Annotated in this window: 24 protein-coding genes; 3 read left to right on the top strand and 21 right to left on the bottom strand. The window is 33.2% G+C overall.

Features of this window, described 5'->3' with window-relative positions; all coding sequences use genetic code 11:
• Positions 1-50 precede the first annotated feature (50 nt).
• The 10 genes from NSR03_RS02340 to NSR03_RS02295 form a co-directional block, all read right to left on the bottom strand.
• Positions 51-308, bottom strand: coding sequence for a type B 50S ribosomal protein L31 (locus NSR03_RS02340; protein WP_002507064.1), 258 nt, complete (start codon positions 306-308; stop codon positions 51-53).
• Between the two features lie 143 nt (positions 309-451).
• Positions 452-1,768: a transcription termination factor Rho gene (gene rho / locus NSR03_RS02335; protein WP_069813848.1), complete on the bottom strand. Its 1,317-nt coding sequence runs from the start codon at positions 1,766-1,768 to the stop codon at positions 452-454.
• A 182-nt stretch (positions 1,769-1,950) separates the two neighbouring features.
• The gene (locus NSR03_RS02330) at positions 1,951-3,378 is read right to left on the bottom strand and encodes an aldehyde dehydrogenase family protein (RefSeq protein ID WP_002507062.1); all 1,428 of its coding nucleotides are present in this window, start codon (positions 3,376-3,378) and stop codon (positions 1,951-1,953) included.
• A gap of 281 nt (positions 3,379-3,659) precedes the next feature.
• On the bottom strand, positions 3,660-3,983 hold the full coding sequence (locus NSR03_RS02325; RefSeq protein WP_002511426.1) for a winged helix-turn-helix transcriptional regulator: 324 nt from the start codon (positions 3,981-3,983) through the stop codon (positions 3,660-3,662).
• A gap of 87 nt (positions 3,984-4,070) precedes the next feature.
• The gene (locus NSR03_RS02320) at positions 4,071-5,330 is read right to left on the bottom strand and encodes a UDP-N-acetylglucosamine 1-carboxyvinyltransferase (RefSeq protein ID WP_021339784.1); all 1,260 of its coding nucleotides are present in this window, start codon (positions 5,328-5,330) and stop codon (positions 4,071-4,073) included.
• Positions 5,331-5,645: 315 nt separating this feature from the next.
• On the bottom strand, positions 5,646-6,506 hold the full coding sequence (gene fdaB, locus NSR03_RS02315; protein ID WP_002507059.1) for a class IIb fructose-bisphosphate aldolase FdaB: 861 nt from the start codon (positions 6,504-6,506) through the stop codon (positions 5,646-5,648).
• Positions 6,507-6,870: 364 nt separating this feature from the next.
• Positions 6,871-8,481, bottom strand: coding sequence for a CTP synthase (locus NSR03_RS02310; protein ID WP_021339785.1), 1,611 nt, complete (start codon positions 8,479-8,481; stop codon positions 6,871-6,873).
• Positions 8,482-8,813: 332 nt separating this feature from the next.
• Positions 8,814-9,362 carry a DNA-directed RNA polymerase subunit delta gene (rpoE, locus tag NSR03_RS02305; protein ID WP_069813788.1) on the bottom strand — a complete coding sequence of 183 codons (549 nt, stop codon included), beginning with the start codon at positions 9,360-9,362 and terminating at the stop codon, positions 8,814-8,816.
• A 109-nt stretch (positions 9,363-9,471) separates the two neighbouring features.
• Positions 9,472-10,332, bottom strand: a complete 861-nt coding sequence (locus NSR03_RS02300; RefSeq protein ID WP_021339787.1) for a GNAT family N-acetyltransferase — start codon at positions 10,330-10,332, stop codon at positions 9,472-9,474.
• A gap of 77 nt (positions 10,333-10,409) precedes the next feature.
• The gene (locus NSR03_RS02295) at positions 10,410-10,778 is read right to left on the bottom strand and encodes a VOC family protein (protein ID WP_002507055.1); all 369 of its coding nucleotides are present in this window, start codon (positions 10,776-10,778) and stop codon (positions 10,410-10,412) included.
• Positions 10,779-10,869: 91 nt separating this feature from the next.
• On the opposite strand from NSR03_RS02295, the gene coaW reads away from it, so the two are divergent.
• A complete protein-coding gene (gene coaW, locus NSR03_RS02290; RefSeq protein ID WP_021339788.1) occupies positions 10,870-11,667 on the top strand; it encodes a type II pantothenate kinase in 798 nt (265 codons plus the stop codon).
• Between the two features lie 180 nt (positions 11,668-11,847).
• Here the strand turns inward: coaW and NSR03_RS02285 are convergent, their stop codons facing one another.
• The 3 genes from NSR03_RS02285 to NSR03_RS02275 all read right to left on the bottom strand — a co-directional run bounded on the left by NSR03_RS02285 (position 11,848) and on the right by NSR03_RS02275 (position 15,013).
• Positions 11,848-12,513: a DUF2750 domain-containing protein gene (locus NSR03_RS02285; protein WP_021339789.1), complete on the bottom strand. Its 666-nt coding sequence runs from the start codon at positions 12,511-12,513 to the stop codon at positions 11,848-11,850.
• A gap of 125 nt (positions 12,514-12,638) precedes the next feature.
• Entirely contained in the window at positions 12,639-13,832 is a 1,194-nt protein-coding gene (ldmS, locus tag NSR03_RS02280; RefSeq protein ID WP_069802420.1) for an L-aspartate--L-methionine ligase LdmS, read from the bottom strand.
• On the bottom strand, positions 13,829-15,013 hold the full coding sequence (locus NSR03_RS02275; protein ID WP_031266098.1) for a M20 family metallopeptidase: 1,185 nt from the start codon (positions 15,011-15,013) through the stop codon (positions 13,829-13,831). Before NSR03_RS02275 ends, ldmS begins: the two co-directional genes overlap by 4 nt.
• 275 nt (positions 15,014-15,288) lie before the next feature.
• On the opposite strand from NSR03_RS02275, the gene NSR03_RS02270 reads away from it, so the two are divergent.
• On the top strand, positions 15,289-15,759 hold the full coding sequence (locus tag NSR03_RS02270) for an S-ribosylhomocysteine lyase (RefSeq protein WP_002507050.1): 471 nt from the start codon (positions 15,289-15,291) through the stop codon (positions 15,757-15,759).
• 129 nt (positions 15,760-15,888) lie between these two features.
• On the opposite strand, the gene NSR03_RS02265 is transcribed toward NSR03_RS02270, so the two are convergent.
• The 4 genes from NSR03_RS02265 to deoC all read right to left on the bottom strand — a co-directional run bounded on the left by NSR03_RS02265 (position 15,889) and on the right by deoC (position 19,466).
• On the bottom strand, positions 15,889-16,242 hold the full coding sequence (locus tag NSR03_RS02265; protein WP_002507049.1) for a DoxX family protein: 354 nt from the start codon (positions 16,240-16,242) through the stop codon (positions 15,889-15,891).
• Entirely contained in the window at positions 16,242-17,426 is a 1,185-nt protein-coding gene (gene deoB, locus NSR03_RS02260) for a phosphopentomutase (protein ID WP_021339792.1), read from the bottom strand. Before deoB ends, NSR03_RS02265 begins: the two co-directional genes overlap by 1 nt.
• Before the next feature lie 11 nt (positions 17,427-17,437).
• A complete protein-coding gene (locus tag NSR03_RS02255) occupies positions 17,438-18,739 on the bottom strand; it encodes a pyrimidine-nucleoside phosphorylase (RefSeq protein WP_069813790.1) in 1,302 nt (433 codons plus the stop codon).
• A gap of 64 nt (positions 18,740-18,803) precedes the next feature.
• Positions 18,804-19,466, bottom strand: a complete 663-nt coding sequence (deoC, locus tag NSR03_RS02250; RefSeq protein ID WP_069813792.1) for a deoxyribose-phosphate aldolase — start codon at positions 19,464-19,466, stop codon at positions 18,804-18,806.
• Between the two features lie 177 nt (positions 19,467-19,643).
• Between deoC and deoD the strand changes: the two genes are divergently transcribed.
• Positions 19,644-20,354, top strand: a complete 711-nt coding sequence (gene deoD / locus NSR03_RS02245) for a purine-nucleoside phosphorylase (protein ID WP_002507045.1) — start codon at positions 19,644-19,646, stop codon at positions 20,352-20,354.
• Between the two features lie 364 nt (positions 20,355-20,718).
• On the opposite strand, the gene NSR03_RS02240 is transcribed toward deoD, so the two are convergent.
• From NSR03_RS02240 to NSR03_RS02225, 4 genes are all read right to left on the bottom strand, one after another.
• Entirely contained in the window at positions 20,719-21,168 is a 450-nt protein-coding gene (locus NSR03_RS02240; protein WP_002507044.1) for a Dps family protein, read from the bottom strand.
• A gap of 181 nt (positions 21,169-21,349) precedes the next feature.
• Positions 21,350-22,213 carry a ribokinase gene (rbsK, locus tag NSR03_RS02235; protein ID WP_021339795.1) on the bottom strand — a complete coding sequence of 288 codons (864 nt, stop codon included), beginning with the start codon at positions 22,211-22,213 and terminating at the stop codon, positions 21,350-21,352.
• Between the two features lie 19 nt (positions 22,214-22,232).
• Positions 22,233-22,616 carry a thiol-disulfide oxidoreductase DCC family protein gene (locus NSR03_RS02230; RefSeq protein ID WP_021339796.1) on the bottom strand — a complete coding sequence of 128 codons (384 nt, stop codon included), beginning with the start codon at positions 22,614-22,616 and terminating at the stop codon, positions 22,233-22,235.
• 315 nt (positions 22,617-22,931) lie between these two features.
• A complete protein-coding gene (locus NSR03_RS02225; protein WP_056935804.1) occupies positions 22,932-24,299 on the bottom strand; it encodes an EVE domain-containing protein in 1,368 nt (455 codons plus the stop codon).
• Positions 24,300-24,335 lie beyond the last annotated feature (36 nt).

Genomic DNA, 24,335 nt, shown 5'->3' with positions numbered 1-24,335 from the left:
CTAAAAACAAAAAGGCATTCTCATTATATGAGAATGCCTTATAACAACGATTACTCGTCGCTTGATTTGATTCCGAATTTTTTGTTGAAACGTTCCACACGGCCATCCGCAGCAGCGAATTTTTGGCGTCCTGTGTAGAATGGATGTGAATCAGATGAAACGTCTAAACGAATAACTGGGTATTCGTTGCCATCTTCCCATTCCATAGTCTCTTTTGAAGATTTTGTTGAACCACTTAGGAATTTAAAATTCGTAGTTGTATCTAAAAAGATTACACTGTGATATTCAGGATGAATATTTTTTCTCATTATTTTCAGCTCCTTTGCCCTGAACCATCTGGAACAGAGTTGTTTGTGAGTTTTTACCCAATACTTGATAATTATAATTGCTTTAAAACCAAAACGCAACCCTAAATCATATATTAGCTTGATAACACTTTGCTAATTTCAACTTAAATAATTGGTTTACCTGTTTTAGTGCTTTCTTTAGCAGCCTTTTGTAATTGTTCAAAAAATTCTTGGTTATTTTCTGTACGTTTTAATTTGCGTACAAATCTTTCTGTAAAATCAATTGAATCTGTAAACATATTACGTAATTGCCATAATGATTCTAAATCTTTTGGAGAAATAAGTAGTTCTTCTTTACGCGTTGAACTACGACCGATATCAATAGCTGGAAATACTCGGCGCTCTGCCAATTTACGATCTAGGTGTAATTCCATGTTACCCGTTCCTTTAAATTCTTCGTAAATCATATCGTCCATACGTGATCCTGTATCAACTAACGCTGTAGCTAGTATCGTCATACTGCCACCAGCTTCAATATTTCTTGCAGCTCCGAAAAATGCTTTTGGCTTGTGTAATGACGCAGGGTCTAAACCACCAGACAATGTGCGTCCACTTGGTGGTATGACAAGGTTGTATGCACGAGCTAACCTTGTAATTGAATCCATTAAAATAATGACATCTTTTCCTACTTCAACAAGTCTTTTTGCACGTTCTAATAAAAGTTCTGCAACTTTAACATGGTGTTGTGGTGGCTCATCAAATGTAGAGTGCACAACTTCAGCAGATTCAACAGAACGTTCAATATCTGTTACTTCTTCTGGACGTTCTCCGACTAATAATACAAATAATTCTGCATCTGGTTTGTTGATAGCAATAGCGTTAGCAATCTCTTTTAATAGAGATGTTTTACCTGCTTTTGGTGGTGCAACAATAAGTCCACGTTGGCCCAAACCAATTGGCGTAATTAAATCCATAATACGAGTCGAAAAATTTTGCTTCGTTGTTTCTAAAACGATTCGTTCTTCAGGATATAATGGCGTTAACGCTTGAAAGTGAGGTCTTTTTTTAACTTCTTCTGCATTCTCGTCGTTAACAAAATCAACTTGTAGCAAACCATAATACTTTTCATTATCCTTTGGTTTTCTTACTTTACCAGTAACTTTATCGCCGCGTTTGATTTCAAAACGTCGTATTTGACTGGCAGAGATATAAATATCTTTTTCACCTTTTGAATAATTAACTGTTCTAAGGAAACCATAGCCATCTTGTTGGATGTCATCTAATACACCCTCCATATAATAGTTACCGTCTTTTTCCATTTGCGCTTCCATAATTGCAAGAACAAGTTCTTTTTTATTAAGTTTACTATAATTTGTTAGTTTTAGAGATTTTGCTTTTTGAGTGAGATCTTTTGTAGTGTAATTTTTGTATAATTCGTGGAACGATTCATACTGAGGTGATGTTCGTATTTTATCAGGCATTATCTTGCACCCATTTCATAAATAAGTTTTTAAATAACGCAACGTACTACGCTACTTACTTTTATAACTATAGCAAATTTCTTATTTAATTACAAAATGTATTTCAGTTTTTATAAATTATAAAAGCAAGACAGTTAAACTGCCTTGCTTCATTTAAATTATTTAATTACTGCTAAACTTTATTATTTATAATAGCCAGCAATGGACTTAACTTCTAGGAATTCTTCGATACCGTAGTCGCCCCATTCGCGTCCAATACCAGATTGTTTATAACCACCAAATGGTAAGTCCGATTTACGGCCAGCTTCATTAATTTCTACTGTACCAGCTTCAATTGAACGTGCTACTTTGTGTAATGTGTCTTTATCATTACCGTATACATATCCAGCTAAGCCATATTTAGTATCATTTGCAATTTTAATTGCTTCATCTAAATCATTGTAAGTGATAATTGACATCACTGGGCCAAAAATTTCTTCTTGCGCGATTGTCATACTATTATCAACATTATTAAATATTGTTGGGCGAGCAAAGTAACCTTTTTCTAAGCCTTCAGGTTTGCCAGGTCCACCATAGAATAATTCTGCACCTTCTTCAATACCTTTATCGATATATGATTGTACTTGGTCAAATTGTTTTTTACTAATGATTGGACCAACTTGAGTGCCTTCTTCGCGTGGATCACCGACTTTAACTTGACTGAATTTTTCTTTTACAGCTGTTAAGAATTCTTCTTTTAGACTTGCTGGTACTAATGTTCTAGTACCTGCTGTACAAACTTGACCAGTATTGCTAACAACTTTACCAGTTGCTGCACTTGCTGCACCATCAATATCTGAATCATCTAAAATAATATATGGTGATTTACCGCCCAATTCAAGTGACACTTTTTTGAAATCTTCAGCTGCTTTTTTCATAATGCTTGAACCAGTTGGACCAGAGCCAGTGAACGACATCATTCTTACTTTCGGATGTTCACTTAATGGATTACCTACACCTTGTCCATCACCATTCACTAAGTTAAACACACCTTTTGGCACGCCTACTTTATCAAAAATTTCAGCCAAAATAATTGCGGCGAATGGTGTCTCTTCAGATGGTTTTAATACGACTGGACTTCCTGCTGCAAAAGCGGCAGATAATTTCAATGAAGTTTGATTCGTTGGGAAATTCCAAGGTGTGATTAAGCCAGAAACACCAATAGCTTCCTTCACAACTAAATCATCACCACGACGTTCTTCAAATTCAAAATTATCTAATGCATCACGTGCTGCTTCAAAGTGATCTAGTCCCATTTGATAATGTACTTTTTCTGATACTGATAAAGGCGCACCTAATTCGTCTGTAATTGCCTCTATAAGATCATCTTTTCTATTTTTATATTCTTGTACTATTTTATCTAATAATGTTCTTCTTTCTTCTATTGAGCTGTGTCTAAATTCTAGATACACATTTTCTGCAGCGTCTACTGCCTTATCAACATCTTCTTTATTACCTTTCGCAATTGTACCTGCTACTTCTTCTGTCGCTGGATTAATAACTTCTAGTGTTTCTCCACTAGTGCTTTCAATCCATTCTCCGTTAATATATTGTTTAGTGAAATTTCTCATCAATAATTCACTCCCTAATTTGTGTTGATAATTATATTATAACCGAGATTCTGTATTTTTAAACATTAATGCTCACGTTATATGACGACAAACGTTGTTATTAAGCGTTTTCTAATCATTTTACATTAATAATTAGTCCCAACAAAAACCTTGAACCTCACAATTTATAAGCTAAAAAAATATATATTTTCTTTTTTTAAAACAAAAAAAGAAGTCTATGACATGTCATAGACTTCTTCTCTTATTATAACGCTTTAAATTTTCGTTCATAGACATTGATATTATTGATTTTCAAGTTCAATAAAATCTTGCGCCCACTTTTCCATTGGTACTAATGCTGCCGCTAGTGCATCACCTTTATCCGTAAGTTGGTATAATATGTTCATCGGGCTTGTAGATACTATTTTTTTCTCTACAAGACCCCATTCACTTAGGTCTGTTAATTTTATACTAAGTGCACGTGGTGTAATTGTTTTCAAATCACGTTTCATATCCGAAAAATGAGCAGATTTTTCTGGACACCTAGACAAATAATTAATAATTAGACCATTCCAACTTCTACCTACTATTTTAAAGGTCTCTTCAAGATAAGGGCAAACCTCCATGGTCATCACCTCATATCGTTTTTATTCTATAATCTGAGTTACTAAAATATATTTCAAGTACTTAGTATATTTAGTATACCACATTTCCTAAATTTCTTCAGTCCAAATATCTGCACCTAATGATTCTAAAGTACTCACAATATTAGTGTAGCCACGATAAATATGTTTTACGTTGTAAATTGTAGTAACACCTTCTGCTAAAAGTCCTGCAACAATAAGACATGCACCTGCTCGTAGGTCACTCGCATATACTTCTGCTCCTGTTAATTTAGATGGCTTAATAGTTGCCGTACCATCATCTGCATTGATATTGGCACCCATGTTTTTTAATTCATCAACGTGTCTAAAACGCGCTGGGTATATTGTTTCAGTCACAAAGGATACACCATCTGCCATAAACAATAGCGGTGTAATAGGTTGTTGTAAGTCTGTAGCAAATCCAGGATAAACTAAAGTTTTAATGTCGACGCTTGAATAAGGCGCACTACGTTTAATTTTAGCACTATCATCGCCAACTTGAATATCCACGCCTAATTCTTTTAACTTTACAGTTAATGGTTCAACATGTGTTGGGATAATATTATTAATTTGAATATCCTCACCACAAGCTGCAGCTATACACATATACGTACCGGCTTCTATTCTATCTGGAATAACTTGATGATGAGAACCGTGAAGACGATCCACACCATTAATCTTAATCGTACTTGTACCTGCACCTTTTATATCTGCACCTAGACCAATTAAATACGTTGCTACGTCTACAACTTCTGGTTCTTTAGCTGCGTTTTCAATGACAGTATGCCCTTCAGCTCGTACAGCTGCAAGCATAATATTAATTGTTGCACCAACGCTCACAATATCTAAAAATATATTTGCACCAGTTAATTTGTCAGCTTCAATTTTCATAGAAGTCTCACTTGATTCATCAATCTTCGCGCCTAAAGCTTTAAAACCTTTGATATGTTGATCAATAGGTCTTGGTCCTAATGGACAACCTCCAGGTAAACCAATGACACATTTTTTAAATCTACCTAACATTGCACCCATCATATAATAAGAGGCACGTAAAGACTCGACTTTATTATTAGGTAATGGTGCATTTTCAATGTCAGTAGGGTCGACCTTTAATGTCATACCATCTAATTCTGTTTTAATATTTAAATCCCCTAATAGACTAACCAATGTTTCTACATCAGAAATTTCTGGAAGACCTTCAATTGTTACTTTATCTTCAGCCAGGATTGCTGCAGGTATAATTGCTACTGCACTGTTTTTAGCACCGTGGATATCCACTTCACCTTTAAGTGTTTGTCCACCTCTAATTTTTATCACTTCTTGAGCCATTCGCTTGTTCTCCTTTGACTTTCAATCATTATTTGCATTATAAATTACTTTTTCCAGTTTGCAAAGTACATCAGTCTACTAAAACTTTTTAATATTAAAATTAAGTGATGCAAGTTACATATAAATTATTTACTATAGTTTTTATTTCCCATTATTTTATGTTTTAAATCATAATTATATATATTTTGATTGAGATTTATGTAAATAGTTTGGATTTAATAATAACCTCTTTACCAAACGATAGCAATTATAACATAAAAAAATAAGACTGGGACATAATTACATGTCTCAGTCTCATTTGTAATATAGATTAAATTATTTTGCTCGGTTAGATGTACCAAACTCTTTAATTTTACCAATAACTGTTGCTTTGATTGCTTCACGTGCTGGTCCTAAATATTTACGAGGATCATATACTTCTTTATCTTTGTCTAAAGCTTCACGTACTGCTTTAGCAGAAGTGATTTGGTTTTCTGTATTAACGTTAATTTTTGCTGTGCCGAAAGGAATAGCTTTTTGGATATCTGTAGTTGGGATACCAGTACCACCGTGTAATACTAACGGTAATCCTGTAGAAGCACCAATTTCTTCCATTTCTTTAAATCCTAATTTAGGTTCACCTTTATATGGTCCGTGTACTGAACCTAATGCTGGTGCTAATGTATCAATGCCTGTTCTTTCAACAAGTTCTTGACACTCTTTAGGATCTGCATAGATAACACCTTCAGCGATAATATCGTCTTCTTGTCCGCCTACAGTACCTAATTCAGCTTCAACTGATACGCCATGTTCATGCGCATATTCAACCACTTTTGAAGTGATTTCAACGTTGTCTTCAAATGAACCATGAGAAGCATCGATCATTACTGATGTAAATCCAGCATCAATTGCTTCTTTACATTTTTCAAAGCTTGAACCGTGGTCTAAGTGGATTGCAACAGGGACAGTGATTTCTTTGTCGTGCATTAACCCTTCAACCATTTTAACTACCGTGTAGAAACCACCCATATAGCGAGCAGCACCTTCAGATACACCTAAAATAACTGGAGCATTCTCTTCTTGTGAAGCTTCTAAGATAGCTTGTGTAAATTCTAAGTTATTTAAGTTGTATTGACCAACTGCGTAACCATTTTCTTTTGCGTCTATTAACATTTCTTTCATTGAAACTAAAGGCATGAAAGTTCCTCCTTGGTGCTTTAAGCACATATTTTTACAATCTAATTATATCAAAATTAGAAACCTTTTGCATTCTTCTAAACAATTGTAAGCGCTTTTAATTGTTTTTTTTCTTTTTAAAACCTTAAAAATAGACATTTTTCTTCTAATTTTTGTAAATTTGTTATACTATACATCTTATTTTACAGTAATTATAAAAATATAATTATGAAATCGTTTGAATCAAATAACACGAATTTTGAAACCTTTATAAAAAATTCAATTATCGTTAATGTATAATGACATTTAACAATTAAGGATATAAAAAAAGACGCATTGCTAACTGTAACCTTTAATTACTTAGCTAACATGCGTCATTTTTATTTTATTTAGATTGTTTATTTTTTAAAGAAGCTTCAATAAACGCTTTGAAAATTGGTTGTGGACGGTTAGGTCTTGATAAAAATTCAGGATGGAATTGACAAGCTACGAAAAAGTCATTTTCAGGAATTTCCACCATTTCAATTAAGCGACCATCAGGGCTCGTACCTGAGAATACCATACCGTTTGCTTCTAATTGTTCTCTATATTCATTGTTAAATTCATAACGATGACGATGTCTTTCTTCAATATCAGTTTCATTGTAAATTGAGTGTGCTAATGTACCCTCTTTAATATGGCAAGGATAAAGTCCTAAACGTAACGTACCGCCTAAATCTTCAATATCTTTTTGTTCAGGTAGTAAATCAATAATTGGATACGGCGTGTTTGGATCTAATTCTGCTGAATGCGCACCTTCAAGGTTAAGTACATTTCTAGCAAATTCAACTGTTGCTAATTGCATACCTAGACAGATACCAAAGTACGGTACGTTATTTTCACGTGCATATTTAATCGCAGAAATTTTTCCTTCACTTGCACGGAATCCAAATCCACCTGGGACTAAAATACCATCTACATCTGATAATATTTCTGACACATTATCATCTGTCACTTCACTAGAATCAATCCATCTTACTTCAATATCTTTTTTAAATGGATAACCTGCATGTTTTAATGATTCAACAACCGATAAATAAGCATCTTGAAGACTTACATATTTACCAACTAAACCAATTGTCACTTTGCCATCTAAATTATTCACTGTGTCTAGTAAATATTGCCATTCATCTAACTGTGTTTCGTATTTTGGATTAAGTTCTAAACGATCAATCACTATGTTTTCCATATCTTGTTTGCTTAACTGTAAAGGAATTTCATATAGTGATTCTGCATCACGACATTCGATTACACTTGCTTTGTCGATATCACAGAATAAAGCGATTTTATCTTTTAAATCTTGTGTTAATTCATATTCTGTACGAACCACAATCAAATCAGGCTGAATACCTAAACCGCGTAATTCTTTTACGCTATGTTGTGTTGGTTTCGTTTTCATTTCTCCAGCAGCTTTAATATATGGTAATAATGTACAGTGTACATACATTACATTTTCGCGACCTAAGTCACTGCGAATTTGTCTAATAGCTTCAATAAATGGTAATGATTCTATATCCCCTGTTGTTCCACCGATTTCAGTAATAACAACATCAGCATTTGTGCTTTCTCCTGCTAAAAGTAAACGTTCTTTAATTTCATTTGTGATATGCGGGATAACTTGTACTGTTCCTCCTAAATAATCACCACGACGTTCTTTCTTCAATACGTGAGAATACACTTTACCAGCTGTAACATTAGAATATTTATTTAAGTTAATATCTATAAATCGTTCATAGTGTCCTAAATCTAAGTCTGTCTCTGCACCATCATCAGTAACAAAAACTTCACCATGTTGATATGGACTCATCGTTCCAGGATCTACGTTTAAATATGGATCGAATTTTTGGATTGTTACTTTTAGCCCTCTATCTTTTAATAGTCTTCCTAAAGATGCTGCTGTGATACCTTTTCCTAATGAAGAAACAACTCCACCAGTTACAAAAATAAATTTTGTCATGTTCTGCCTCCTAGTTATTAAAACAGTTTTTTCAATCAATACCGATATTGACATCGAATTTTTAAAATCAATTGCTTATTTTTTTGTGTAATAGCGTGTTTTACATATTATAATTATCATTTATTATTTTCATATGTATAAATTATTGCTCTAAGCAATTACCTAATTTCAAAGAATTCATAAATTTTTTATAGTCATTTAAATAAAAAAATCGCTCCCTCTCACATCGTTGTAAGGGGGAGCGTATAATATTTATACACGTCGTCCTAATTAAAGGAGCCCGAATAAAATTTTATCATTTTCACGAGAAAAGTCAATTAAATCTCAAATAATTATTTTTCAGTTTCTTCTTCGTCTTCATCTTCTTCTTCGTCTTCATCTTCTTCTTCGTCTTCATCATCAAAGTCTTCATCATCTTCATCAATAACAATGCCTTCTTCTTCAACTTCGTCTTCTTTTGGTTCTTCAGGATCATTCAAAGTTTCTTGGTCATCAGTTACAGCTGGGATGTCATCATCGTCATCAGTTTCATCTTCACCAAGTAATTTTAAATTTTTATCTTCTTCTGGGTCATCATCCAATATATCGAATTTTTGAATTGTTGGCGCAATTTTTTCTTCAATATCATCTACTGAATACCAATCACGTAATCCCCAGATATTTTCTCCAACGTTTAAAAAACGACCGTCAGTATTTAAGTCTGTATAGAATTGTACAATTCTATGTTCTACTTCATGGTCTTCATAATGTCCAAGCGCTTTAAATTCATCGATGATATCGTATAAATTCATAGTACTATTTTTTTCATTTAATAGCGTATAGGCCATATCGATAAATGATTTCTCATCAACCATTTCTTTTGTATAATCTTGAATTCTCATTATTTATTCTTCCTTTCAAAGGCATTTATCCAAATTCGTACTAAGTTCATCTTAAGTAATAATAACAAATGTAAATTATAAATGACAATTTGTGATTTCGCAATCTCTATTAATAATTTATATGCTTTTCAAATACTTTAAAATCATCCGCAGACTCGATTTCAACAAAGTTACTATTGATACATAACGGTTTTAATTCATTATTCTCACCATATAGTGTAATTGTCAACAGACTGACATCATCAAAATACTTTCTGATATATGTAGAAAGTTGTCTCAAAGCACTTTCCGCAATACCATTGTGTCTTTCTGATTTATTAACCTCTACAGAAGAAATATTCATACGTTGTTCATGTTTTTCTACTGCAATAAATCCTACTTTGTTTCCATCTTTAAATAAATCAATAATATGAATGTTGAACGGCACATCTTCCGTATTTGGCTTTAATTTCAATGATGATACATGGTTTGAATCTAAGTCTAAATAATATAATCTTTCTTTTCCTAGTGGTCCTTCTTCTTTAGTTGCAGTGTGCATGAAACCTGCACGTTCATAAACATTCCAAGCACTCTCATTTTCCGCATCAACGACTAAATATAAGTGGTTGAAATCTGGAAATAAAGATTGAACATATTGTGGAAGATACATCATCATTTTAGTACCATAACCATAACCTTGAAAATTTTGGTTAACAGATAGTGATCTAACATAAATCACTTGTTTTGGTGTATCGTAGCCTTCATGTTGATAATACTGATGCAAAACGAAAAATCCTACAACTTCCCCTTTTTTATTCAATGCGATGTTTGCAATTCTATCTTTATCGTGCAACGCATCTTCTAAAACATCACTCGGCAAAGATGAATAAATTTGTTGGCGTTCATTCAATTTAAAATTATAAAGTGCATCTTTATATTTATCTTCATACACTTGAACTGTAATTCCTTCAAATTGTTTTTTAATAAACATATCCTATCCCCTATTTAAAACTTAGTAATTATTTATTAATACCACTTTCTAACTAATTATAACCTATATTAAACGGTTTAGTTTAAAAAGCAATTCATGAGCCAATTCACACCAAATTGATCTTTAACTTGACCATGCATAGCATTGAAAAATGTTTTTTCAAGCGGCATATGTGGATCACCTAATTTACTCAAAGCGTTATATACTTGTTGTTGCACTTCTAAATCGTCAAAGGTCAAAATAATATTAGTATTATCATTATGCCATTCTTTTCCGTATGTACTTGATATATGTAATATCACTGTTGCATTCACATGCAATTCTGTATGCAGTCGTAGTCCATTTGTTTCGTTTAATATTTTTTCTTCTCCACCAAACGCATTTTTATAAAAATTCACAGCTTCATCAACGTCGTCTACTTTAATAAACGGACTTAATTGCATCATAAAAGAACGCTCCTTTTAATTTCATATTTGATTTCCCCCCATTTTATTATAATATTAGTTATAATGTAAATTTATTTGGGGGGGAATAGAAATGAAGATTGGCATTGATGCTGGTGGAACTCTAATTAAGATAGTTCAAGACAATAACGGGGAACGTGTATATACAACAAAATCAACTACTGAAATTGATGAAGTTATCTCATGGTTAAATCAACAAGATTGTGAAAGCATTAGTTTAACTGGTGGACAAGCTGCATTAATACAAGAACACTTAACTTGTCCTTCGCGTATTTTTGTCGAATTTGATGCAGCTGCAAAAGGTTTAGAAATACTTTTAGTAGAACAAGAGCATTTATTAGATGATTACATCTTTACTAACGTCGGTACCGGCACTTCATTACACTTTTCAGACGGTAATCATCAACAACGTGTAGGTGGCGTTGGCGCAGGTGGTGGAATGATTCAAGGGCTTGGATATTTATTAACTGGTATTAAAGATTATAAACAATTAACTGATACAGCTCAAAATGGAAATAGAGAGATTATTGACTTGAAAGTTAAACATATTTATAAGGACAGTGAACCACCTATCTCAGGTGACCTTACAGCAGCAAACTTTGGTCATGTCCTACATAATTTGGATGCCAATTTTACAGATGCTGATAAATTAGCATCTGTTATAGGTGTTGTTGGGGAAGTTATTACCACAATGTCTATTACTGTTGCTAGAGAAAATAATACTGAAAATGTCGCTTATATTGGTTCATCTTTTCATAATAATGATTTATTAAAAAAAGTTGTTACAGATTATACAATACTTCGCGGGTTTAAACCTTATTATATTGAACATGGTGCATTCTCTGGTGCGTTAGGTGCAATTCATTTATAAATATCAACATGAAAAAAGCAGCTTTCTACGTTTTTCAGTAGAAAACTGCTTTTACTAGTAATTCAAAATACAAATGTCCCAAATTTCTATCTATAGTTTCAAAACAACTCATCATAATTAATCATTATTCAAATAATATAAAAACAAAATACTAGCGCATTGAAACGCATTTAGAAATAATTAAAATGTAAGTTGGTCAATCACTTTTTGAGCAGATACAACTGTGCCTACAACACCAGATTTCAAGTCTATTGCTACAGCTTTATCATCATCTCGTAAATTATCTAACCATTCAGCGAATACTTCACCTTCGATTTCGATAATTTCACATTCTTCAAAGTCTTCGTTCCTTACCTTTTCAGCTCTACTTTTAATGCTCCAAACAGGCATAATTTGTGGTCTTTGATGTTCATCATCACTAATCAATATAAAATGCTTTTCTTTTTGATTAGATAAACCAAAGACTGCATCCTCTTTAGCAACATCGTTTACAAATTCTTTCAAACGAATATTGTCTAAATCAGACATTAACTCATTTGTAATTTCTACAATATTAATCAATTCGCCATCTGTAGTACCAGTAGCATCAATGAGTACTTCTTCGCCTTCTTCAAATAAGTTATCCATTTCGTATGTTACAAAACGGTCTATATCAATTTTCTTTATATTGCTGTAGTCAATATTAAGCTTCTTCAAAAATGTTTCCGCTTTAGATTTTTCCGACCACGCACATACTACATTTTTTCCCAATACTTCATGTCTAATTAATTCTTTTGATTTTGTAGCTACGTAAAAGACTTCATTGACTAAAATTTCTTGGAAAAATGAATTTTGTTTATAAGACATCATAGCACCTTCAATTCATTTATAATATTTACCCATACTTAAAATATAAATGACTCTTATACTCTAGTCAATTAACGTCTAATGTAATTTACTAGAGAGTTTCATTATATTTGTGAGTAATTGTTCTATTTTTCTTCTAAATCATTTAAAAATTGTTGCTCCATTTTTTCCACATATGATTTGTTTTCCCCATGCCATATGCAACCAAACCTTGATTTAACAACTTCATTATCAAACCAATCCCCATCATAATAAGATAACGGAAATAATACACCCTTATTTACATACTTCATAATTGTGTTGAAAAATTTTGAATTATCTACATGTGACAAATAACTATAAAATTTATGGTACCCTTCTTGAAGAAACGGTTCTAGCAATAACATACTTGTTGAGCCATTCTGTCTAAAGTTCAAATCTATCGCAAAAATGTCATCGTTGCTATCTACCAAAAGGTCAAAACCAGCTATTCCAAAATATCCTTTCGAAACGCCGACTTCCATAATCTCTTTACCCGCTTGAATTACAGCATCAGGCACATCTTGTACATTTTCGTTTCCATTATAATACCCATATTTATTGGTTAACTGTTCAGAAGTCCCAATATAACGCACACCAGTATACTTCGAATATGCATATTGAACACAATAATTTGCAACTGCTTCTACTTTTTGTTCGATAATCATCGTATCTGTTTCGTTTTTAGCATTTTCAATACGCAATTTTGCTTGTTTTAAATCAGCATCATTATAACAAATCATCACACCATATCCACCTGCTGTTGGTAGGTCGTCTCCAGGTTTCAATACAAATGGATACTCCCATTTTGCTACAGCTTCTACAAAATTATCTATATCAACAACTTCTCTTATAGGTAGATATTTATGGTTTGTCCATTCTGGTATACGTGCTTTATTATTTAAAGCTACAAAAATATCCTTATCCAACGCGTAATACTTTTTATTCAAAATATCTTCACCATGAATGTATTGAAAGTAAACTTTTTTATAATCATGTGCCAAATCTTGTATCAATTGTTCATAGCTACTTTGATCTTGAAATTTAAGCGTATTGGTTGGCATAGCTTTACCAATTGCTTCAAATAGCATTTTTAATTTATCAGTTACACTTGCTGCGTGTACGATTACAGGCATCTCATTAGCAATAATCAGCTCTCTACCAGTCAAAAAATTAGATTGATGTACTTCGGGTTCCAACCAAGGATTCGATATATAAGACGGTCTAGAAGTATAAACAATATGTGAATCGTAAAGATCACTAAGTGTTAATGTAGGTCTTAGAGAGCTTTGATTTGTCATTTTTTGTGCCCCTTTGTATATTGATATTGTTCGATGATTTCTTCAAACAATGGTTTATTTTCTATGAGTTCTTGCCCCATTAAAGCGAGAATTTTCGCACCTCTAATTAATGCCTGATCACCATGGGTACTACCTGCTGCTTCACGGAAACGATGTGTATGACCAACTAAATTTCGTGAACCAATTTTGATATGAGGATGAATCGTTGGTATACAATGACTGACATTCCCAGTATCTGTAGAACCATATCCAAAATCATCATCTATAACTGCTTCACCCATTTCAGTGGCATATTTCGCAAATAAGTCATCTAATTTAGACGTTTTAATAAATTCATTAACCCCATTTTGTATTGGTCCAAATTCAAAGTCACAATCTGTTTGTAGTGCTGCACCTTTTGCTATCTGTCCAACCCGCTCAGTCAAAACATCTAGCTCTTTTCGAGACGTAGCCCTCGTATAAAAACGCGCATGTGTAAAATCAGGTATAATATTCGCTGCTTTACCACCATCAAGTATCACACCATGCACACGTTGGCGTCTTTTAATGTGTTGTCTTAATTGCGCTATCCCATTAAAATAAGAAATCATCGCATCTAAAGCATTTCTCGCTTCATCTGCGTTTTCAGATGCATGCGTACTTTTACCATAAAATTTTATATCTAAAACATCGACAGCCAATGTATCAATCGTTCGATATGTTTCATTTCCAGGGTGGACCATGAGTGCAATATCCAACTCATCTATAACACCTGCTTTAACATAAGTCGCTTTAGCACTGCCATTTTCACCGCCTTCTTCTGCAGGACATCCTAAGACAATAATTTTACCACCAATCTTATCAATCACTTGTTTCAATGCAGTTCCCGCTAATACACTCGCAGTACCTATAATATTATGACCACAAGCATGTCCTAAACCTGGCAAAGCATCGTATTCTGCTAAAAATCCAATTGTAGGCCCTTCTATACCTGAGTCATATCGTGCAATAAATCCTGTTGCATGTCCTGCTATATCAGTTTCCACATCAAAATTATGTGCTATTAGATCTTCAATCAAAGTTCTCGAAGCAAAAATCTCTTCATTTCCTAATTCTGGTCTTTGGTGTATCTGATGACTTATTTCTAAGTATTTATGATTTTCATTTTCTATATAATCTAAAATAATTTGTTTTTTCTCCATCGTTTGCACTCTACCTCCTGAATTACCAAAACACTTTCAACTTCCATACACTATGCATTAAGTAATTTTATAGATAACACCACATATCATGCTAAATATTTATATCGTGTTTAATTATTATTTATTCTATCGGGTTTCTCGTCTTCTGTCATTACTTTTCTGAATTTTAAATAAATTAGTATTTTACCACTTTATATTTATACCCGTTTCAGAAATTGTAAATACATTGCGGTCTTGTTACAATTAACTTACTTATAATATTAGGAGGATATGACATGCCAAAAATGAACGTTGAAAGCTTCAATTTAGATCATACGATAGTATCTGCACCATTTGTTAGACTAGCTGGTAAAATGGAGGGCGCTAACGGTGATGTTATCCATAAATATGATATCCGTTTCAAACAGCCAAACAAAGAGCATATGGAAATGCCTGGTTTACACTCTTTAGAACATTTAATGGCCGAGAATATTAGAAATCATTCAGATAAAGTAGTTGATATTAGCCCAATGGGTTGTCAAACTGGCTTCTATGTTTCATTCATTAACCATGATGATTATGAAGATGTCTTAAACATCATCGAACAAACAATCAATGATGTATTAAACGCTACAGAAGTACCTGCTTGTAACGAAGTACAATGTGGCTGGGCAGCAAGTCATTCTCTTGAAGGCGCTAAAGAAATTGCACAAACTTTCTTAGATCAAAAATCAGTATGGCAAGATGTATACGGAGAAAACAAATAATCATACTAACCAATAATTATCTCAAGATAACTGTGAGTTCATTTATTCCTAACTTAATTATATTGCATAAAAAAGTGGCTGTTAGATTCCCAATAAGGATACTAACAGCCACTTTCTTTATTTAACCGATTATAGCTTACTAATCATTTTTATCATGATAAATTGTAATGGTAAACGGCCATACAAAGCCCATTTAGGTAATTGCTTACCAGCTAGTGGTAAATTTTTACGTGCCATATAAATATTAGCTGGGAATACAGCCCATAGAAAAGCATTTATCGTTTTTTTCAAACATGTTGAAGGCTGCTTGATTAATAATAATAAACCAAACACGATTTCAAACACACCTGTGATTAAAACTGCGGCTTTTCTAAATGGTAAATATTCAGGTACAATATTTCTGAAATTTTCTTCATCTTTAAAATGAAGCACGCCAGCTACGCTAAAACCAATGCCAAATAAAATTCTAATTATTTTCTTCATTACTCAATGCCCATTTCTTTTAAATAGCTTCTTCCGTACTCTGGTAATTTCACATTAAAATTATCAGCAATCGTTGCACCTAGCGAACTAAATGTAGCATCTACCGATAATTCATGATACTCAGCAATTTTCGGACTAAACATTAAAACTGGGATGTACTCTCTTGTATGATCTGTACCTTCAGCAGTTGGATCATTACCATGGTCAGCAGTGATAATTACTAAATCATCTTCTTGTAAATGCTCGATAAGTTCAGGTAAACGCTCATCAAAATCTTTAATCGCTTGTGCATAACCTGCTTTATCACGACGATGTCCGTATAAGGCATCAAAATCCACAAGATTTAAAAAGCTTAGTCCATTAAAATCACGTTGTACTGTTTCTATTAATTTGTCCATACCGTCCATATTATCTTTTGTACGAACCGCTTCAGTCACACCTTCGCCATCGAAAATGTCATTTATTTTTCCTAAGGCAATGACATCATAGCCACCATCTTGTAATTCATTCATAACTGTTCTGCCAAAAGGTTTTAAAGCATAGTCGTGTCTATTAGATGTCCTTTTAAAGGAACCTGGTTCACCAAGATAAGGTCTGGCAATAATTCTACCAATTAAATATTTTGGATCTTTGGTCAATTCTCTTACTTTTTCACAGATATCATAGAGTTCTTCTAACGGAATAATATCTTCATGGGCAGCAATTTGGAGAACTGGATCAGCTGAAGTGTAGACTATTAAGTCTCCAGTCTTCATTTGATGTTCGCCCCATTCATCTATAATTTGCGTTCCAGAAGCAGGGCGATTAGCTACTACTTTACGACCAGTTAATGACTCAATTTCATCTATCAACTCTTTAGGGAACCCTTCAGGATATACTTTAAAAGGTTGCATGATATTTAAGCCCATAATTTCCCAATGCCCTGTCATTGTATCTTTACCAACAGAGGCTTCACTCATTTTAGTGTAAAAAGCTTGTGGTTTTACTTCTTTTTCAATTACAGGTAGTGGTTCAATATTACCTAAACCTAATTTTTGAAGATTAGGTAATGACTGATTAAAATCTTCTAACGTGTGTTTTAATGTATGACTGCCTTCATCGTTAAAAGCTTTTGCATCAGGGCCTTCCCCTATGCCTACTGAGTCCATCACAATTAAGTGGACTCGTTTAAATGGTGTAGTCATTATCTCAACTCCTATTCAGTAATAATTTTATGAATCAATGTTGGTTCTGCACCTTGTTCACTTACTGTGATACTTTGGTTCAATTTCTCTATTACATCATCAACGTTTTCGCGATTACTGTGTATTGTTAATAGAGGTTCGCCTTCATCGACTCTGTCGCCTACTTTTTTATGCAGTACAAGACCAACACTTAAATCGATATCATCGTCTTTTGTTTGTCTACCTGCGCCTAACATCATCGAGGCAACGCCCATTTCATTCGCAACAATTTCAGTTACGAAACCAGATGATTCCGCTGGTAATGCTACTTGATATTTGGCTTGTGGTAATTTTGATACGTCGTCTACCACTGAGCCATCTCCATCTTGATTCTCTAAAAATGTTCTAAAACTTTCTAAAGCAGAACCATCTTGTATTGATTTTTCTAACAATGCACGTGCTTCTTCTAAATCTTTTGCTTTGCCGCCCACTACAACCATTTGTGAACCTAAGGTCATTACAAGTTCAGTTAAGTCTTCAGGACCTTTACCTTGTAGTGTTTCAATCGCTTCTTTTACTTCTAAGGCATTACCTATAGCGTGTCCTAAAGGTTGACCCATATCTGAAATGATAGCCATTGTATTTCTACCTACATTATTACCGATGCTTACCATAGCATGTGCTAAAGCTTCAGCATCTTCAAGTGTCTTCATAAATGCGCCATTACCTGTCTTAACATCAAGCACAATTGCATCAGCACCTGCTGCAATTTTTTTACTCATAATTGATGAAGCGATAAGTGGAATAGAATTTACTGTACCAGTAACATCACGAAGACCGTACAATTTTTTATCTGCGGGTGTTAAATTACCAGTTTGTCCAATGACAGCAACTTTAGCTTCATTAACTAACTTAACGAATTTTTCTTCACTGATTTCAACATGGAAACCTTCAACTGATTCTAATTTATCAATCGTTCCGCCTGTATGTCCTAGTCCTCTTCCGCTCATTTTAGCTACAGGTACACCTACAGCTGCAACTAAAGGTGCAAGTACTAATGTAGTTGTATCTCCAACTCCACCAGTAGAATGCTTATCAACTTTAGTACCGTGAATATCTGATAAGTCAATAACGTCACCTGAATTAACCATTGCCATAGTTAACGCAGCTCTTTCTTCATCATTCATATCTTGAAAGAATACAGCCATCGCTAAACTAGAAGCTTGATAATCCGGTATGTCACCATTTGTATAACCAGTTATAAAAAATTCAATTTCCTCTTTCGTAAGTACTTGTCCGTCACGCTTTTTTTCAATAATATCTACCATTCTCATATGAGTTGGCCTCCCCTGTTTGTCTATCATACAAACTTAATAATATATCCCTTTTTTAACTATTCTAGTAGTCAGAATCGCTTTCTAAGCCTTGAATTATTTGAACGCCTGCACTCGCACCGATACGCGTTGCACCAGCTTCAAGCATCTTGTTGAAATCTTCAAGATTTCTCACGCCACCAGAAGCTTTCACTTCTAAGTCATCTCCAACAGTATCTTTCATTAATTTCACGTCTTCTGGAGTTGCACCGCCACCAGCAAAACCTGTTGATGTTTTAACAAAGTTAGCACCTGCTGCTTTACTTAGTTCACTTGCTTTAACTATTTCTTCGTCTGTTAATAGACATGTTTCAATAATTACTTTAACTGTTTTACCGTTCGCAGCATCAACAACACTTTCAATGTCTTTTTGTACGTCTTCATAACGTCCGTCTTTTAATGCACCAACATTGATAACCATATCAAGTTCAGAAGCACCATTTTTTACAGCATCTTCAACTTCAAACATTTTCGTTTCTGTAGTAGACGCGCCTAAAGGGAATCCAATTACAGTGCAAACTAATACTTCTGTATCTTTAAGTTTTTCTGCTGCATATTTTACATGTGTAGGATTAAGACACACTGATTTAAAATTAAATTCTCTAGCTTCCTCGATAATTTTGTCGATTTGAGCTCTAGTCGACTCCGGTTTAAGTAATGTATGATCTATATATTTTGCATAATTCATATTAAATCCTCCTAATTTTTGTTTACAATAAACATTCATTTCACTTATTATTATAAAGCAAAATTAAATAGATATCTTTATAAACACTCTCTTATTATCTATATTACAAAAATTCGCAATAATAATAAACAAATGTTATCTTTAAATTGATAAAAGAACATAAAGGAGAAGATGATTATGACAAAATCTACACCTCATATTCAACCCAATGGAACTAAAATTGCAAAAACAGTATTAATGCCGGGAGATCCGCTTCGAGCAAAATACATAGCTGACAACTATTTAGAAAATGTTGAACAATTCAACGAAGTTAGAAATATGTTTGGATATACTGGTACTTATAACGGGAAAGAAGTATCAGTAATGGGATCAGGCATGGGCGTACCTAGTATTGGAATTTATTCTTATGAGCTTTATAATTTCTTTGATGTTGAGACAATTATCCGTATTGGATCTTGTGGTGCATTACAAGAAAACGTTAACCTTTACGATATAATTATTGCTCAAGGCGCTTCTACAAACTCTAGTTATGTAGAGCAATATAATATTCCAGGTCATTACGCACCTTTAGCTGATTTCGATTTAGTTTTAAAAGCAAAACAAAAAGCGGATGAAATTGGGGCAACTACACATGTAGGAAACATATTATCATCTGATACATTCTATAATGCTGATCCAACGTTTAATGAAAGATGGCAACGTATGGGCATCTTAGGTATAGAAATGGAATCTGCTGCATTATACTTAAATGCAACTTACGCTGGTAAAAAAGCGTTAGGTATATTCACAGTGAGTGATCATATTTTACGCGATGAAGCAACTACAGCTGAAGAACGTCAAAATTCATTTACACAAATGATGGAAGTCGCACTCGAAATGGCTGAGTAATTGATGTTTCAAATCATTATTTAAATAAAACAGGTCCTTCAAAACAACGCATGTTTTGAAAGACCTGTTTTTTAATGAAAAATGGATAAGATATAGAAATTCCGAATAAATGGATTCACTGCGATAGTGATTATATTCATGGCCTTTTGTATAATTGTTGCGATTTTTAAATAGAAAAAGAGCGAAGAAAAATCAAAATTTGATTTTTCCTCGCTCCTACAACGTTGACTGGTTATCAGACAGCTACTATGCAATCCTTCAAAGATAACAGATTGATGCTTATAATCTAAAATTAGATTATTTTCGCACTAGCTTATCACTCAATCAAAATATAATATTCATTCATATATGTGACTGAAGTCTCTTATTTACCTAAATAAGATTTTAACATCCAGTTATGTTTATCTATATTTGTTTTCATACCGATGAACATGTCTTCTGTTACATCATCTTCAGCAGCTGAAGCAACTTCAATTGCTTCTTCTAATTGTTTTGTAATATTTTCAAAGTCTTTAGATAGTTCTTCTACCATTTCTTCAGCTTTATAGCCTTTACCAGCTTCATCAATGATTGCAAGGTCTAAACTTTCTTTTAATGTTGCAACTGGGTTTCCACCTGCTGCTAAAATACGTTCAGCTAAATCATCGATATATTGACTTGCTTCATCATACAATTCTTCAAATTTAGTGTGTAATGAGAAGAAATTAGGTCCTTTTACATACCAATGAAAATTGTGTAATTTAGTAAATGCTACTGTCCAGTTTGCTACTTGTTCATTTAATACTTTTACTACGTCTTTATTACTGTTTGCCATGCTAAAATCTCTCCTTTAAGTTTAATTATCATTACAAAATGACAACTCAAGTTCTTGATTACATTTATTATTATATAATAATCATTATAATCTGTAAAGTGTTTAACTTACCTAAATTAGAATTATTTTAATCTGTGTTGTCATTTAATAATCTTACTATATTATACCCAAATTAAGGGGTTTAATCTAGTTCTTTTCTGTATGGCATCGCACCTTGAGCACCTAATCCAGTTACAGAAAAACTACCCGCTAAATTAGCAAAATCAACGGCTTCTTCTAAAGGTTTATTTTCAATTAGTGCAACAGCTAAAGCACCATTGAATGTGTCACCAGCACCTGTAGTATCAACGACTTTCTTTTTATATCCTTTGACAAGTTGTTGAGAATCATTGTAAAACATAGCTCCTGCTGCTCCTTTAGTTACAATAAGCTTACGAGGATAAGCTTTCAGTGCTTCATCTACTCCGCTTTCAAATAGTAGTTCACTTTCTGATTCATTTGGTGTAATCCAAGTCACTTTATCTATAATTTCTTTGTCAATGTTACGATATGGTGCTGGGTTTAATATTACTTTCATATCATGTTTCACAGCATAATCTGTCACTTCTTTAATTGTATGTTCTGGTATTTCATGTTGCATCAAAATAATATCTCCTGCACCAAAGCGCTCGAGTTTTGGTAACACTTTTTCAGGCGTTACATGATTATTAGCAGCAGGCACAACGATGATTCGATTATCATCTTCAAACAGTGTAATATGCGCTGTTCCAGATGTTTCATTTTCAATTTTATCCATAAAAGTTGTATCTACATTGTTTTGTTCTAAGTTCTCAATAATCTGTTTACCATTTTCATCATCGCCTACAGCGCCTATCATATAGACCTTATTACTCAAACGAGCTGCTGCAACAGCCTGATTAGCACCTTTGCCACCAGTAGTTGTAAAAAATGAATTACCCATAACTGTTTCACCTGCTTGTGGTAAAACGTCTGTTTTCACTACTAAATCAATTGATGAACTACCTATTACAACAATGTTCTCCATATTTGCTTCCTCCGTCTATTCAATCAATAAAAAATGATTGCTCATAAGCATTAGGCTGATGCCAATGCGTTTTCCACATTTTATCCCTATTATCAGCAAACAATTGATATCCTAAATCTCTAAGTGGTTTAGGCGTCAAATGTAGCAATATACCGATCCATTTATAATTTGTCAGTGTTGTGATTAGTGTAGTGATTGCATCAGATTTATATTCGAAATGATCCCCTTCTTGCAATATAACACTGTCATATTGTTTTGTTTCAGGATAATTTTCAAATAAATTTTGTGCTGTTTCTCCTTGTAATTCAGCAAATTGATAACGTCTTGACAAACCATTTTGTATTAGCCAAATTGCATAGTTATAGCAATACACACAATTGGCATCATAATATATTATTGGCATATACTTCACCCCTAACAGTAAAATATTATATTGTCACTTCATAAGAGAATGTGATTTCTCCACACTATTATTATATCCTAAAATTATAAAATTAAATCATTATATCACTCGTTATCTTATTTTATTGTCATTTATCCTCTAATTATAACCGATGGGACGTTTTAAACTAAATCGGACTAACACTTTAAACTCCGAAAATTTAAAAGAGCACCAATCCATTGATAAAATGCAATGAATTGATGCTTCTATTTTAAGTATGGATATATCCATAGCTTATCTTATATTATTAACTTTAAATAAGTTATGACTTAAAAATTAGTCTTGATTTACTTTCACGATTCTTGTATATTTCAAAAATTGTTCAGTATATTTTTGCTTAATTTCATTTAAGTCATCATATGTGATACCCACAATATGCCAATTTGGATTAAAATGATAAAATGAATCTTTTTTTCTAGACCATTTAACCATACTACCATCTCTATTATAGCGTGGTAATGTTATTTCATAACCTTCAAGCACATTGATATATGTTTGGAATATATCAGGATCAATACGATTAAAGTTATCTATAACAAGGTAGCTTTTATCTGTACGAGGCATAAGATTCGTTATAAACCCTTCTCTGTAGTACAGTGCACCTGTTTCATTTGGTAAATACTTCCCGTACAACATATCTTCAGAAAAGTCAGGATGACCAGAAGTTATCACTGGTTTCGCATTCGTTTTTTGTAATAAATCTTCAGCTGCCTTTAAGCCTTCTCCTTTATCAACTACGAGTAAAATAAACGGTTTTAAATCTTCAGTATGTTCATCAATCATCTGACCACTTTTAACAGCTTCAAACTGTGATTTCATACCATCATTTTTACTTATTTCACGAATCGCATCGAATTGTGTTTTTGACATGCTAGCAATAGCTTGTTTTGCGTTTTCTTGAAGATAATATAAATTTTTCAATTTAGGATGTTTGTTTAATGTACCCAATGAAACAGGGTCAATTTCCTTTTCAAAATAAACCTCAATTGCAGTACTGTTTGTTCTCCCAGGTATAGGTGCTTTTTCATGTATATGCTTACTTACTTCTCCTACACCAATGACGGACTGATCTCTATTTTTATTATAAAAAATAAGTTGATCACCTATTTCAAGTTGCGTGTAAAAATGATAACCATTTCGTTTAATACCGTTATATGTGTGCGTATATATTGTATTGTATGATTTAGGTTCGAACTCTTGTTCTTCCGCTATAAAAAAGTATCGAGGAATTTTTGTTTCTCCTTTACCTAAACTAACAATTAACTCAAATTCTTCTTGTGTTATTTGATTAAATAAAGTTTCTTTCATATTTCTCATTCTAAATTCTAATTGTTCGCTTCTTTTCAAATAATCCGCAGTTAATGGTTTAAGCTGTTCTTGTAATTGAAAATGAACACGAATTTTATTTTGAGCACCTGTTTGTACACTTGTGATTTCACCCAAACCTAATAAACCAGTATCCATTTGTACTTGATAAAAGATAACACGGTCTCCTACTTTAGCTTGTTTAAATGATCGGAAACCTTGTGAAGGATTAAATTGTGCACCTGATTCAAATAATGTCGTCTGACCTACTAATAGTTCATTATGGTTCCAGCGATTATATCCGCAGTTCAACCAAAAATAACTTGTTTCCTCTGCCATTTAGATACTCCTTATCTCATATAAAAATTCTATCTA

This window comes from Staphylococcus sp. FSL W8-1207, from assembly GCF_038003745.1.
Taxonomy (GTDB): Bacteria; Bacillota; Bacilli; order Staphylococcales; family Staphylococcaceae; genus Staphylococcus; species Staphylococcus equorum.
Note: the sequence above shows the minus strand (reverse complement) of the source record. Positions and strands in the feature narration are given on the sequence as shown.

Excerpts from the sequence above, each read along its gene's own strand:
- NSR03_RS02320 (WP_021339784.1), bottom strand. The coding sequence starts at position 5,330 with ATGGCTCAAGAAGTGATAAAAATTAGAGGTGGACAAACACTTAAAGGT.
- NSR03_RS02270 (WP_002507050.1), top strand. The coding sequence starts at position 15,289 with ATGCCAAAAATGAACGTTGAAAGCTTCAATTTAGATCATACGATAGTA.
- rho (WP_069813848.1), bottom strand. The coding sequence starts at position 1,768 with ATGCCTGATAAAATACGAACATCACCTCAGTATGAATCGTTCCACGAA.
- fdaB (WP_002507059.1), bottom strand. The coding sequence starts at position 6,506 with ATGCCTTTAGTTTCAATGAAAGAAATGTTAATAGACGCAAAAGAAAAT.
- NSR03_RS02340 (WP_002507064.1), bottom strand. The coding sequence starts at position 308 with ATGAGAAAAAATATTCATCCTGAATATCACAGTGTAATCTTTTTAGAT.
- NSR03_RS02230 (WP_021339796.1), bottom strand. The coding sequence starts at position 22,616 with ATGCCAATAATATATTATGATGCCAATTGTGTGTATTGCTATAACTAT.
- deoD (WP_002507045.1), top strand. The coding sequence starts at position 19,644 with ATGACAAAATCTACACCTCATATTCAACCCAATGGAACTAAAATTGCA.
- rbsK (WP_021339795.1), bottom strand. The coding sequence starts at position 22,213 with ATGGAGAACATTGTTGTAATAGGTAGTTCATCAATTGATTTAGTAGTG.
- NSR03_RS02225 (WP_056935804.1), bottom strand. The coding sequence starts at position 24,299 with ATGGCAGAGGAAACAAGTTATTTTTGGTTGAACTGCGGATATAATCGC.
- ldmS (WP_069802420.1), bottom strand. The coding sequence starts at position 13,832 with ATGACAAATCAAAGCTCTCTAAGACCTACATTAACACTTAGTGATCTT.
- NSR03_RS02275 (WP_031266098.1), bottom strand. The coding sequence starts at position 15,013 with ATGGAGAAAAAACAAATTATTTTAGATTATATAGAAAATGAAAATCAT.
- coaW (WP_021339788.1), top strand. The coding sequence starts at position 10,870 with ATGAAGATTGGCATTGATGCTGGTGGAACTCTAATTAAGATAGTTCAA.
- NSR03_RS02330 (WP_002507062.1), bottom strand. The coding sequence starts at position 3,378 with ATGAGAAATTTCACTAAACAATATATTAACGGAGAATGGATTGAAAGC.
- rpoE (WP_069813788.1), bottom strand. The coding sequence starts at position 9,362 with ATGAGAATTCAAGATTATACAAAAGAAATGGTTGATGAGAAATCATTT.
- NSR03_RS02325 (WP_002511426.1), bottom strand. The coding sequence starts at position 3,983 with ATGGAGGTTTGCCCTTATCTTGAAGAGACCTTTAAAATAGTAGGTAGA.
- NSR03_RS02310 (WP_021339785.1), bottom strand. The coding sequence starts at position 8,481 with ATGACAAAATTTATTTTTGTAACTGGTGGAGTTGTTTCTTCATTAGGA.
- NSR03_RS02240 (WP_002507044.1), bottom strand. The coding sequence starts at position 21,168 with ATGGCAAACAGTAATAAAGACGTAGTAAAAGTATTAAATGAACAAGTA.
- NSR03_RS02255 (WP_069813790.1), bottom strand. The coding sequence starts at position 18,739 with ATGAGAATGGTAGATATTATTGAAAAAAAGCGTGACGGACAAGTACTT.
- NSR03_RS02300 (WP_021339787.1), bottom strand. The coding sequence starts at position 10,332 with ATGTTTATTAAAAAACAATTTGAAGGAATTACAGTTCAAGTGTATGAA.
- NSR03_RS02265 (WP_002507049.1), bottom strand. The coding sequence starts at position 16,242 with ATGAAGAAAATAATTAGAATTTTATTTGGCATTGGTTTTAGCGTAGCT.
- deoC (WP_069813792.1), bottom strand. The coding sequence starts at position 19,466 with ATGAATTATGCAAAATATATAGATCATACATTACTTAAACCGGAGTCG.
- NSR03_RS02285 (WP_021339789.1), bottom strand. The coding sequence starts at position 12,513 with ATGTCTTATAAACAAAATTCATTTTTCCAAGAAATTTTAGTCAATGAA.
- NSR03_RS02295 (WP_002507055.1), bottom strand. The coding sequence starts at position 10,778 with ATGATGCAATTAAGTCCGTTTATTAAAGTAGACGACGTTGATGAAGCT.
- deoB (WP_021339792.1), bottom strand. The coding sequence starts at position 17,426 with ATGACTACACCATTTAAACGAGTCCACTTAATTGTGATGGACTCAGTA.